The organism is Singulisphaera acidiphila DSM 18658 (assembly GCF_000242455.2).
Classification (GTDB): Bacteria; Planctomycetota; Planctomycetia; order Isosphaerales; family Isosphaeraceae; genus Singulisphaera; species Singulisphaera acidiphila.
This window is the reverse complement of the sequence record NC_019892.1, coordinates 7,414,235-7,426,862: the sequence shown is the minus strand read 5'-3', so window position 1 is coordinate 7,426,862 and position 12,628 is coordinate 7,414,235. Positions and strand designations below refer to the sequence as shown.

Sequence of the window (12,628 nt, the reverse complement as noted above, 5' to 3'; positions counted from 1 at the left end):
GGGTATGATCACTCACAAGCCCTATCCCAGCGATGTCAGCGACGCCGAATGGGAGTTCGTCCTTCCCTACCTCTGCCTACTGCCTGAAGAGGCCGGTCAGCGCGTCCACAACCTCCGCGACGTCTTCGACGCCCTGCGATGGCTAGTCCGCAGCGGCGCCCCATGGCGATACTTGCCCAACGACTTTCCCCCTTGGCAGATGGTCTACCAACAGACCCGCCGCTGGCTCGCCGCCGGTTGCTTCAAGGCGATCGTCCACGACCTTCGCGCCGTGCTCCGATTCGCCGACGGTCGAGGCCCCGAACCGACCGGCGCCGTCCTCGACAGCCGGACGATTCAGTCCACTCCCGAGAGCGGCCACCGCGCCGGCTACGACGGTTATAAGCGGCGCAAAGGCTCGAAGGTCCATGCCGCCGTTGATACGCTGGGGAATCTGCTGGCTTTGCATGTCACCGCGGCCAATGAGCAAGACCGGGCCCAAGTCGGCCGGCTGGCCGAGGCGATCCAGGAGGCGACGGGAGAGTCGGTCGAATTGGCGTACGTCGATCAAGGTTACACTGGTGAGGAGCCTGCGGCTGCGGCGGCCGAACACGGGATCCGGCTGGAAGTCGTCAAATTGGCCGAGGCGAAGCGGGGCTTCGTCCTGCTGCCGCGACGGTGGGTCGTCGAACGGTCGTTCGGCTGGGCGGCGCGATTCCGCCGCTTGGCGAAGGACTACGAGCGTCTCGCCGAGACACTCGTCGGGTTGCACTACGTCGCATTCAGCCTGCTCATGCTCCAGAAGGCCGCTCCGCTATTCGTGTGGAGTTCATAACACGCTCTAGTTCCTGCCGACGTCCAGTCCGGAGCTGAACTTGATCGAGTCGGTGTTCCGTCAGGTGAAGCATCAGGCGAGCCGAGGCCTGTCTCGCCAGACTACCCAGATCGCACAGCTACGCGCGCTGGCCCTGCTCACGCCGCCTTGCCCCTCCCGGCACGGTCGAGGTCAGTCAGCGTTTCGGCCTCCCGCCATCGCCCTCCACCGAGATCGTGATGTTCTCCACTCTCACGGACGCGAGATTCCGGGAAGCCCTGCGCGCACTCGCCGCCGGCTTTCGCGAACATCGGCCGAGTTCGTGAGAGAGCACGAGGACGATCCTGTCGCCGCTCGCACGCGCGCTATCGATGGCGGCAACGACCCACTCGTACATTTCCTCAGGCCGCCAGAGGGGCCAGCACGCCACCACTATAGGTGTAAATCTCGCGTCGAACGATTGGAGGATCGTTCCAATCCATAGGCGAGGAAAATCGATGTTTTCTCTAGTCTCATCACACGAGCAGATCGAGGGACATACGCATCTGTTCCATCGACTGCGAACCACCGTGCCCGTCAGCTTCGATGACATACAATCGGCTAGCGGGCCAAAACTGATGAAGATGCCACGCGGTTATAACAGGCCCGCTGATATCCCGACGGCCGCAAATGAGAACGCCCGGGATATGAGCGATGGATGAGACGTTACTAAGTATCTCTCTTCCATTTCGGAGAAATCCGTCATTTGACCAATAGTGCGTAACCAGAGTTGCGAAAACCAAGCCCTGTGCCTCATCAAACCGTTGGTCGATCGGTGTCCAATTCGGATCAAGAGAAATGTGCGTCGATTCCCATTCATTCCACGACAGAGCTGCCAGCTGGCGATCTTGGATAGCGCTAGCGGCAAGACGCCTCGCATAAGCCTCTACAATGCGCTCACCATCGCGCCTACCGGATGCTCGTTCAAACCTTTGCCAAGCTTCGGGAAAAATGCGTCCGACCCCCTCGGTAATCCAATTGACTTCTTCTCGGCTCGTTGTCGTTACGGCGACTAGAACCATTTCAGAAACTCTATCCGGGTGGGCTTGAGCATAGGCAAGAGCAAGGGTCGATCCCCAAGATGCGCCAGAAACCAACCACGATTCGATAAGAAGATGCTTCCGAACGACCTCGATGTCTTCGATGAGAGTTTGTGTGTTGTTACAATGAAGTTGATCGAGAGCATCGGTAACAAGAGGACGGCTCCGTCCGCATCCACGCTGATCTATGCCTACGATCCAATATTTCTCAGGGTCGAACCGGCTGCGATAACTGCCAGAACGGAGGCCGCTGCCTGGGCCACCGTGCAGATAGAGTGCAGGCTTTCCATTAGGATTACCGGATACTTCCCAATAAATTTCAGCGCCATCAGCGGCGTTGAGATGGCCGGTTTCGATCGGTTTAAAAGACGGATAATCCATAGATGTGCTCAAGTGTAAAACGAAAGACCATTGAAACGGGAACTCTTCACTCAGGCGGGAAACTCTTCGAGAAGGCGCGAGATTGTACTGCGGCCCAAAGCCCTCATCGCCGGGTTGGTCTCGTAGTAATACCAGACAAGACCCATGGCTTGCTGAAATGCCCATGCGGCCCCACGCTGCCATTCCAAATCGCCAGCTTGGATGGCATTTAGGAACTCGGTTCTGCGCTCTCGATCGAGCAGATGCCAAGCGACGACCAGATCGAGTGACGCATCGGCCGGGCCAAAGTCGCCGCCATCGAGAACTCCAACCAGACGATCATCCTGCACGAGAAGGTTCGCGGGTATTAGGTCCTTGTGACTCATTACGACAGGCCCTGCATACGGGAGGTCACGGAAACCGGTCCAGATGCGCCGAAGCCGCACTACATCGAGTAGATCCTCGCTTTTGAAGAAGCAGACGTTCATCCAATCATCGTGATCGCGAAGGTTTCCGCCACGTCCTCGTCCATCGAAACGCCGCCCGGCTACGTTCGCTTGACGAAGAGAGGTCACGAGACGAACAAGGTCGACCGCAAAAGTCGTTGATCCGCTTAGCCTGCCGGGCGTCGCAGGCTGACCTTCGATCCATGTTTGGATTGTCCACGGCATCGGGTAGCGGGGCCCGGGCTTCCCCAAACCGGTCGGCCGAGGTGTGGGGAAAGGGCAAACCTGCAGTAGTTCGCTCATGGCGGCTACTTCCGCGCGAAGCACGCCGACGCATTCGCTCTGCTCCATCCGCCGAAGAGGAAAACGGGCTGCGTTGTCGGAGCCAATGCGAAAAATCGCGTTGACGGTTCCCGACGTCTCGACCGGTATGATGTCTCGATTTCGATATAGAGGAAACTGGTTGTAGATCAGATCCCGCGCGGTATCGGTATCGATACGCACTTGATATTTATGCATGTTTGTTATCCTATGGCCTACCCCGATGGACGCACGATAAAAACTTCCATGATCCGCGGCCGAGATAGCCTGGCAAGCGGATGATAGTGGCCGGATTCGAGGCAGAGACCGACGAACCCGCGGAATGAGTCGGCGAGCCTGGTCGCCTCCTCGGCGCGGCGGTAGAGGGCGAAGATCGCGAATTCGGGGGCTTCCGGGTCGGTGGCCTCGAGCGGATCCCAGCCGAACTCGTTCCCTATTCCGTCGTTTCCAAAGATGATCAGCCGCCTGGCGCGCTCGCCGGGCATCCAGTCGTCCTTGAGTCGTCGATTCCGCTCGATCGCGTGGCGGAGGTCCCAGGCCGGGTCGGCGCAGCAAGGGACATCGATGAATACCTCCCGCCCCCCCAGCACGAAGCTCCCCGGGCCGAAGACCCGAGCGAACCCCTGATATCCCGCGGGAGCCACACGCCCGCCTCGGCCTCGAAGCGGTCGAGGTCCGCGTCGGTCGGCGGGGGGAAGGCGTCGGGCGATTCCCGCACCTCGAACTCGCTTCGGAACGCCCGCCACCGCCTACGATCATCCGACGCTTCGATCATGCACCCTTCCCGATCGTATCTTTCACACCCAAGGTCCATCGCCTCCGGCCGGCTTTCAGCCGTGGTCGATGTCGAGCTTCGGGAGCATCTTCCGGAGTTGCTCCTCCCCGGCTTCGGTGATCTTCGAACCCCGCGGGTTGATGGCCTCCAGCCGCTCGAATCCGCCGATGATCGGGATCGAGCGGTCGGTGACGTTGGTCTCTACGATGTCGAGCCCCTTCAGCCCCTTCAGGTGCTCGATCCCCGCGTCGCTGATCTTGGTATAGCCCAGGTCGAGCCTCTCGAGCCTGTCCATCCCCGCGAGGTGGGCGAGACCGGCGTCGGTGATCCCCGTCGCCCTCAGGCTCAGGTGGACGAGGGACTTCATCCCCTTGAGGGGCTTCAGCCCGGCGTCGGTGATCTTGGTCCCGTGCAGGTCCAACTCGGCGATGCCTGGGTGGCTAGCGAGCTGCGCCATCCCGGCGTCGCCGACCCTCGTGTTCTCAATGGCCAGACGCTTTAGTACTACAGCGCTAAGTCGTATCCCATTTGCATTGGGGCAACCCTGTAAGTTTGATGCCCATCTCATGCAACTTTCGCCTTGTCCGCTTGGTGTGGCACCGTTGCGCCACGGCGTTTCGACGCTGCGCCCGCTCGATCTCTTCGGAGGTCCGCTCCAGAAGCTTTCGCGGAGGACTCAGCCCCAACCACCAGAACGGGATCAGCGCCGCCATCGCACTGTGGACTTGGCACTCCGTCAGACCCGGATTTTTCCCCCCCGAACTTCTGTCGCATCCGCGATAGGAACAAGTAGCTCAGGCAACTCAGGATCAGGTGGCGTTTGAGCCCCTGGTAGCGGCGGCCCTCATACTGATCCAGTCCAATCTCGGACTTCTGGTCTTCGAAGCAGCGCTCGACGCGCCATCGCGAAAACCCGACCAGCAACAGCACCTGCACCGACGTCTCCTCGGGGGCGGCGCCGACGAAGAACTTCAACTCCGCCGGGTTCAAGACGTCACGGGCGGCAACCAGGTGCAGCGGCTCGCCCGGTAACCCGTCGGCGCCCACGGGGGAAAACCGCAGGTGCTTGACTTCCCAGACCATCGGCCCCTTGTGCCCATCCTTGACTCGCCACTGGACCCAGGGCTGGTTGCGAAACCCGTCTTGATCGAGCATGGCATCAACCCGCCGAGCCGGTGTGCTGCCGCTCGCCAGGCGAGGCGTCTTGCGGCCGCGGCCCCGCCCGTGCTTACGGTACTTCCTGGTCACGACACGCGGTGCCTTGATCCAGCCCATGAAGTTCCGCGGCACCTCGCCGACGAACTTCTGGCGACGGGCCGAAAGTCCCCGCAGGAACTCGGGCTTGCCGCCGTAGCCCTCGTCGAAAGTCATCCAATCGAAGTGCAGGCCGTTGCCGGTGGCGCGGTCGTAGAGTTCCAGGGCGATCGTCCACTTGGGCCGATACACCATGTCGTCGGGGATGCCGGCCTCGCGGCAGCGGGCGCGGTCGAGGGACCAGGATTCCGGCAGAAACAATTCGCCGTCGAGCAGACAGTGAAAGCCCTCACGAGCGTAGGCGAGGTGGACCGTGACGATGCAGTTCTCCTTCTTGCCGACGGAACCGCACCACTGCCGCTGCACGCCGGGGGTCTTGTCCCCCTTCTTGACGTCGCTCGTCTCATCGAAGACGCCGATCGCGTGGGGACCGGCGTGCTCGTCGCGGACGATGTGCTGGAGCCGGTCGCGCGTCCGGTCCTGGTCCCAACAGTGCTGGCTGAGGAACTCCTGCAGGGTCCTGACCGGCACGCCGGCATTAATGGCAATCGGTTCCACGCTCTTCTCGGGGATATCCGAGAGCTGGCCGGAGACGTAGACCGGCAGATGGGCCCGCGTGTCTTTGCGCGGGAAGCAGTCATCGAACCGCTTGAGGAACTTCTTCAGCGCGGGCTTGAGCTTGCGAATCTGTGGGATATCCATGCTCGTACCTCCATAAACCATGAAGGCAAGCATACTTTCGCAATGGCCGGCGGATCAAGACGCTACAACTTGGCGCTGTAGTATTAGCGGCTTGATCTTCCGGGCGGCTGCCATCCCGGCGTCCGTGACGGACGTCTCGCCCAGGTTCAGGAAGTCCAGCGCGGGAAGGTTCTCAAGATGGACCAAGCCGGCGTCCGTCAGGGGGCTTGGCTTGTACTGCGCCACGGCCACGAACGACAGGCTTTTGAGCCTGGACATCCCCTTCAAATTGGCCAGCCCGGGGCCGCGGACCGACACATTGCCGAGGGAGAGCCGCTCCATCTGGACCATCCCCTTGAGGGCGGACAGGCCGGCGTCGGTCACCTTCGTCTCGTCGAGCGAGAGCTCCGTCAGCGTGGTCATCCCTTTCAGGGCGGCCATGCCTGAGTCGCGCAGATCGGTGTGATCGAGCGAAAGACGCTTGAGCTCCTTCAGCGGGGCCAAACGGGCGACCGCCTTGTCCGACAGCCCGCTGCTCAGGTTCAGCTTCGTCAGCTTCGGCAGCTTGGCCAGGTGCGCAAGTCCAGGCCCACGGATTCTGGCCGTCTGGTGGATCGAGAGCCCTTCCAGATTGACCAGCCGCGCGAGATGTTCCAGGCCCGCGTCGTCGATCCCCTCCTCGCTATCGATCCTCAGGTCTTTCCGCTCGGCCAGGTCGGCGAGGTCCGCGTCGTCGAGGTCGCGGCTGACCGACTTGAGGAAGTCCAGGTCGGCCTGCCTCGGGGCCGTCCCCGCGGGGGCCGCCTCGGCGCGGGGAGGCGTCCAGAGGCCGACGACGCCGTCCCCGCCCGCGCTGAGGAATTGTCCGCCAGGGGATGGGGCGAGGGCGGCGACGCCCGGGGACGCCGTTTCATACGCGCTGAGGTAGCGGCCCCGCTCGACCGACCAGAACGTCAGGAACGCGTTGTCGCCCCCGACGACCGCGAGCTTGCCGCCGGGCAGGATCGTCGTCGCATGGACCCTCCCGCCGTTGTTGGGCTTGAACTGGCGGATCGGCCGGCCGGTGGCGGCGTCGAAAAGCCGGAGCGATGCGTCTTCCCCGCCGGTCAGGACGGTCTTCCCGTCGGCCGAGAACGCCAGCGCATAGACCGCCTCCGTGTTGCCTTCGAGTTTTGCGACGAGCCGGCCGGTCGCCGTGTCCCAGACCCGCGCCGCCTTGTCCTCGATGCTCGGGCCGGTGGCGATCCGCCGGCCGTCGGGCGAAACGGCCAGGCAGAGCACCTGGTCGGTGTGCCCCTCGAACGCGCGGACTTGCTTGCCTGTCGCCGCGTCCCAGAGCCGGGCCGTGCGGTCCTCGCCCCCGGAAACGACGCGTTTGCCGTCGGGCAGGAATGCGACGCAGCGCACCGCGCCGGAATGCCCCTCGCAGGCGCGCAGGTCCTTGCCGGCGTCGATGTCGACGATCAGCATTTTGCCGTCGCCGCAGCCGACCGCCGCGAGCTTGCCGTCGGGGGAGAAGGCCGTCGTGCGCGGATCCATCCCCGAGCCGTCCCAACGCTTCTGGACCTTCCCCGCCTCCAACTCGCCTTCATATACCGCCGAGCTGGAGGCGGCCAGCACGCGCTTGCCGTCGGGGGCGACGGACGCCGCGTGGACAGGCTCCGGGAACTTCACCGACCGCTTGAGCGCGGCCGCGCTCGCCGCGATCCTCTCCTGGACCTCAGGGCTGGGCGGGACCAGGTCGACCTTCACATAGGTGGGGATTTCCGGCGTCCCGGCCTCGAAGCTGAACCAGATCAGGTATTCCGACCCGGGCCGGATCTCCCCTCCTTCAAGGCTCTGGATCACGCGGAATTTCCGGGGCAGGTCGACCCCCTTGATGGGCTCGTCCTTGCCGTGCGCGTAGCCGGTGAAGCCGTTCATCTGGCCCGTCAGGGGGGTGATGTACCAGAAATTCATCGCCCGCCCGCGTTTGTTGTCGACGGCGGGCATGATGAATTCCCACTTCATGTCGCGCCGCCCCCAGTCCGCGGGCGCCTTGAACCGGAGGCCGTCGAAGCCCAACCTCCGAGAGTTGAGCGCCAGCCGCGTGTACGGCGATGGCTGCTTCTCCGATCCGACTGGGACCTCGGCGAGAGCCGGCGCCGTCGCGCGCAGGGCCTCGATGAACGCGGCCTGGAGCTCCTGGTCATCCTTCTGGTCGGCGTCGAGCCTGGCGCGGATCTCGGCCGCCTTCGAGAACGGATCATTCGCCGTGGGGGCGGGTGCGTTCGGAGCGACCGGCGCGGCGATCGCGAGTGTCGGCAGGTCCCAGAGGCGGACGGTCTTGTCCGTCCCGGCGGAGAGGAACCGGCGGCCGTCGGCAGAGGCGGCGACGGCGTGAACCTGCCCCGCGTGGCCGGCGAATCGATTCGTCTCGCGCCCGGTCGCGACGTCGAAGACGGCGACGGCGTCCGACTCGATCACGAGGAGCCGCCCGCCGCCAGCGAACGCGACGCCCCAGCCGGCGTCAGGCGGGGCGTCGATGCGTCGCACGACCGCGCCGGAGGAGGCATCCCAAAGGATCACGACCGGCTTATCCTTGCCACCCGCCGAGGCGACCCGGCGACCGTCGGGGGCGAAGGCCACGTCGCCGACCCAGCCGGCGTGCCCCTCGAATTTCCGCGTCTCGCGCCCGGTCGACGCATCCCAGATTCGGACGGTGTGGTCGGCCCCGCCCGTCGCCAGTCGTCGGCCGTCGGGCGAGAACGAAACACCTTCACCGATCCCTGGTGGCCTTCGAGCTTCCGCATCTCCTTACCGGACGCGACGTCCCAGAGCCGCGCCGTGCCGTCCCAACTCGTCGACGCGGCGAGCTTGCCGTCGGGCGAGAACGTGAGATGGTTGACCACGTCGCCGTGGCCTTCCAACCGCTTCGGTTTGGCGTCGGGAGGTCCGTCGACAATCCAAAGGCGGATCACATGATCTCGGCCGGCCGCGAGGACGGCCTTGCCGTCCGGCGAGACGGCCAACGCCGACAGCCCGACGTTCCCGGCCGAGAACCGCCGAAGTTCGCGGCCGGTTTCGATGTCCCACACGCGGACCGTCGAGTCGGCGCCGTCGCCGCACGAGGCCGAGCGTCGTCCGTCGGCGAAGAAGGCGACGCCCGTCACGGCGTCGGTGTGTCCCTCGAACTTCCTCGTCTCGGCCCCGAGCGCCGAGCCGGCCAGCATCACGCCGAGTCGACGGCCCCGCTCCTTCCACACGCTCGCGTCGAGCATCGTTGACCGCTCCCAAGCCTTGAAGAGAAACCGAAACCGCCGACGGCGGTCCGACCACTCGTCCTGCGACGCGGCCTCGCTCCCCACACCTATCATCACGATGATTATGATCAAAAAGAACAGCGCGTCGGCCGCCGGGGCCGGGATTCCGATGACGTGCTCCAGCCGGCTCATCTCCCTGGAGGGGGCGTAGATCCGGAACGAGCCCCGAAAAGCGCAGCCTGCCGTCGGGTCGTCCAGCACCGCCTCTCATACCCCATGGCCTCGAGACGGGCCGAATACCACTGGCGAACCCACGCGGGCGGGCCGGCGGGCTTGGACGAGGCGACCCACTACGCCGGGCGAGCTGGCCCTGCCGCCGACCGTCAGTCGATCACTCGGACATCCTGGCCGACGAGATCTGAGTTTTCGGGAGGGCCTGCTTCAGTCGCTCGATACCCGCCGGGCTGATCCCCGACCGGTCGAGGTTGAGACTTTTGAGGGACTGGAATCCCGCCAGCGTCTCGACCGAGGAATCCGTCAGCTTGGTCTCGGTCAACGACAAGGTCTCCAGCGACTTGAGAGACTTCAGGCGGCCGAGCCCCGCATCGGTGATCGCGGACCGACCGAGCCGTAACTTCCAGAGGGAAGGCAGGGGGGCGAGATGATGAAGTCCCGCGTCGGTCATCCTCGAACCCGTGATGGTCAAGTCCCCGATTCGGGTCGCGTCCGACAGGGGCTCGAGCCCGGCGTCGGTGAGAGCGGAATTCTCCATGTATAGGCCCCACAGCGCATGCAGGCGCGGGGAGAGAGGCCGCAAGTCTGCGATCGACGTGTCGGTGAACCGGAGGCCGGTCAGGCTCTTGGATTCGGCGAGCCGGGCCAGACCGGCCTCTGTGATCCTCCTCCCCCCGATCATGAGGTAGGAAAGCTTGGGGAGCCCGGCGGCGACCGCCAATTCCCGATCCTCAATCTGCGTGGCCCCGAGGGTGAGCTGCGTGAGATTCGTCAGTCCGCGGAGCGGCCCCAGGCTCGATGGGCCGCCGGGGCTGGGGACGGACCGCGCGAAAGTGGCCCTGTCCGGGGAGAGGCCGAGGACATCGAGTTGCACGAGATCGGTGACCGGAGCGAGATCCGTGATGCGGACCCCCGGCATGTCCAGGAGGCTCAGCTCCTTCAGATTCGCCACATGGGCGAAGCCTCGGTCTGTGACGTTCCTGCCGTCCAGTTGCAGGACTTCCAGGTCGGTAAGGCCGCCGATGATCGCCATCTCGTCGTCCGTGACGGCGGCCTCCGGCAACCGGAGGTGGCTAAGCCTGGTCTTCCCCATCAGCCCGGCCAGGAAGCCGTGGGAATCCGTGAACCCCCGCACGCTCAGCCCTTTCAGGCGAGACAGGGTGCGGAGTTGGGCCATCCCCGCGGGCGTCAAGTTGGGGGCGGCGTGCCCCTGGATCGTGAACCATTCGACACCGTGGAGCTTCCCGACATTCTCTAAGAGTTCGTCGTCTACGTTGTCGCCTTCAAGATGGACATTGACCACCGTGTCGAACAAATCGGGGCCGAAAGCGTCGCGCATCCATTTCGGCCCTCGCGGCTTGGCGGCCTCGTCGAACTTGCCGAGGGCGTCGCGCATCCATTTCGGCCCTCGCGGCTTGGCGTTCTTGTCGCCCTGGCCGGCCACGAACTGCCAGTCGTAATAGACGCTGCCTCGCGTGTTCCGGCGGAGCGTCGTGATCGCCGCGACGGCATCGCGCTGGACGTGGGCGCGGTGAGCGACCCAGCCGAGCACGCCACCGATTCCGAGGACGACGATCATCATCGCGCCCAGGCTCAGGCGGAGCCCTTTGCGGAGCAATTCGACCGCCTTCGAGGGCTTGCCGCTCACCGTCACACGGCTTTCGGATGGGGTCGGCATGATCGCGGCGTCTCCGAGCGAAGCAAGATCCGCAGCCGGACTTTCAGACCATCCTAACCCGAGCGCGAGGCCCTGGCAACGACGCTTGTCAGACTAGAGGGAGACGAGGACAACGGCCATCCTTGGGACGCGTGAATCCCCTCGGAGGCTGCATGCCAACGGAGGGGCTGATTTCGGGATTCGCCTTCCGTCCGCAAAGGCGCAACCGCACTCACGGATCCCTCCCCCTCGCAAAAAGACCAACGAGCCTTCGTTGCGAAGACTCGTTGGTCTTGAGAATCCGAGGTTGATCACCGAGGGACAGATCCACGGCTGGCCCTCGGTCGGCACGCGTTCAACCAGTTACAATTAAATACACTATCGTCTGACCGTCTCCGTTGATGTCTTCAACGTGCAAAGAATAGAATCCAGGAGCCAGTGGAGGGAAAGTCGCGACCCACCATTCCAGGACTACGCTGTCTGTGTACAAGGAAGTAGGCGGGATGATATTGTCGTCCTGATCCCAGAGCTGAATATAGCCAAACGCATAATCAAATAAATCGCCATAGGCTATAAAATTGTCGGCTTCGCTCGTGATGACTTGGTACGAGGCGTGAGACGTTATGGTTGCACCGGCGTTCGCGTCCTTGGGCGTGAAAAGGCCCAAAGCAATCGCCGCGATCGCAATGCTTAGTGAGATCGTCTTGTGCGATCTCAGCCACGCAAATCTGGTTGTCATTAGTGATGCAACTCCTTGGAGTGTTAACGAGAGTGAGGACCGGTTCTCACTGACAGTGGCCTGGAACGCCAGAGCGGGTCCTAAACGCCAGGCGAACCTGCACTACAGAGTAGCTTACTTTCGGGCAAATGGTTCGCACTTTTCAGCGACTCTCGCTTAAACTTTCCTAAAGCCACATGCTCACTTTAATGATCGCCTAGAATCTTTCTTGTTCGCTTGATTCTTTTGGCCAATCCCCCCATGGGGAAATACTGGGGGCCGGCAAAATTGCCGGAAGATCATGCCTTGGCCTCCTGGCGCGGGATGCAATCGGGCCCATCCAGCCTCGTCCCCAGCGGGATCCGGGGCTTATCCCCGCGTGTCAGCGGCGCAGGAGGAGCGGCTTACCCTGCATCTTTGTCGTCTGGACCGCATCCCGGCAGCCAGAGCCGGCCGCCTCTTCGTCGATCGACTCTGGCGTGATCAGGTTTCTCGTCGTCCGGCCGAGCTGGGCGAATCGCAGCCGCAGCCATTTGTGGACTTAGGGGGTAGGGGCATCCTCGAAGTGGGCATCGTAATGCGTGGTCAGGGTCGTTACACCTTCGGGCTGTCCCGGGTAACTAACAGTGTTAGAGAGCGACGAATGTGTGCCTACACTCATAGCGATGCCCCGGACGTAGTTGGGGTCGCCGGGGACACCACGGGTGACGGTCGGGAGTGCGCTCAGGGGTGCGGAAGCCGTCGCTAGCACCGAAGTCGTTGTCGCGGAATATGTGACCGTGACGCCGGCCTGAGTGAAGGAACCGGACGAAGGAAGAGTTACCGAATTTCCATTGACGAGGACTCGCGTGAATCCATATAAACCAGTGCCGTCTGCGACAATTGAGAAGTTTGGATAAGTAAATTGTACGTCGGCGTGGATGGCGAAAACAGCATTCGTGTTTCCGATGAGATTGATGGAAGCATTCGCAACGAACGTTGTGGCCGCCGGGGTTGACGAGTCATCAGCTAGCACGTAATCGCGGCCAGCAGCGCTCTCAACCAGCGGGTTACCAATAGGCCACAGGG

The 12,628-nt window shown here is 63.3% G+C and carries 9 protein-coding genes and 2 pseudogenes; 2 read left to right on the top strand and 9 right to left on the bottom strand.

Annotated features, from left to right (window positions below; all coding sequences use genetic code 11):
• The first annotated feature begins 4 nt into the window (after positions 1–4).
• Positions 5–814, top strand: a complete 810-nt coding sequence (locus SINAC_RS28995) for an IS5 family transposase (RefSeq protein WP_015249125.1) — start codon at positions 5–7, stop codon at positions 812–814.
• A 137-nt stretch (positions 815–951) separates the two neighbouring features.
• Positions 952–1,119, top strand: a pseudogene (locus tag SINAC_RS42020) (LysR family transcriptional regulator); the annotation flags it as partial.
• A gap of 189 nt (positions 1,120–1,308) precedes the next feature.
• Here SINAC_RS42020 and pip read toward each other — a convergent pair.
• The 9 genes and pseudogenes from pip to SINAC_RS28955 form a co-directional block, all read right to left on the bottom strand.
• A complete protein-coding gene (gene pip / locus SINAC_RS28990; RefSeq protein WP_015249124.1) occupies positions 1,309–2,253 on the bottom strand; it encodes a prolyl aminopeptidase in 945 nt (314 codons plus the stop codon).
• A 50-nt stretch (positions 2,254–2,303) separates the two neighbouring features.
• Positions 2,304–3,197 (bottom strand): aminoglycoside phosphotransferase family protein, encoded by an 894-nt coding sequence (locus tag SINAC_RS28985; RefSeq protein WP_015249123.1) that lies wholly within the window; start codon positions 3,195–3,197, stop codon positions 2,304–2,306.
• Between the two features lie 17 nt (positions 3,198–3,214).
• Entirely contained in the window at positions 3,215–3,643 is a 429-nt protein-coding gene (locus SINAC_RS28980; RefSeq protein ID WP_015249122.1) for a hypothetical protein, read from the bottom strand.
• 186 nt (positions 3,644–3,829) lie between these two features.
• Positions 3,830–4,231: a leucine-rich repeat domain-containing protein gene (locus SINAC_RS28975; RefSeq protein WP_020466929.1), complete on the bottom strand. Its 402-nt coding sequence runs from the start codon at positions 4,229–4,231 to the stop codon at positions 3,830–3,832.
• A 107-nt stretch (positions 4,232–4,338) separates the two neighbouring features.
• A complete protein-coding gene (locus SINAC_RS28970) occupies positions 4,339–5,730 on the bottom strand; it encodes an IS701 family transposase (RefSeq protein ID WP_015243925.1) in 1,392 nt (463 codons plus the stop codon).
• 54 nt (positions 5,731–5,784) lie between these two features.
• On the bottom strand, positions 5,785–8,436 hold the full coding sequence (locus SINAC_RS38245) for a hypothetical protein (protein WP_390553826.1): 2,652 nt from the start codon (positions 8,434–8,436) through the stop codon (positions 5,785–5,787).
• 152 nt (positions 8,437–8,588) lie between these two features.
• Positions 8,589–8,921: pseudogene (locus tag SINAC_RS42015) on the bottom strand (WD40 repeat domain-containing protein); the annotation flags it as partial.
• Between the two features lie 421 nt (positions 8,922–9,342).
• Positions 9,343–10,863, bottom strand: a complete 1,521-nt coding sequence (locus tag SINAC_RS28960; RefSeq protein ID WP_015249118.1) for a leucine-rich repeat domain-containing protein — start codon at positions 10,861–10,863, stop codon at positions 9,343–9,345.
• A 334-nt stretch (positions 10,864–11,197) separates the two neighbouring features.
• Positions 11,198–11,581 (bottom strand): hypothetical protein, encoded by a 384-nt coding sequence (locus tag SINAC_RS28955; protein WP_015249117.1) that lies wholly within the window; start codon positions 11,579–11,581, stop codon positions 11,198–11,200.
• Positions 11,582–12,628 lie beyond the last annotated feature (1,047 nt).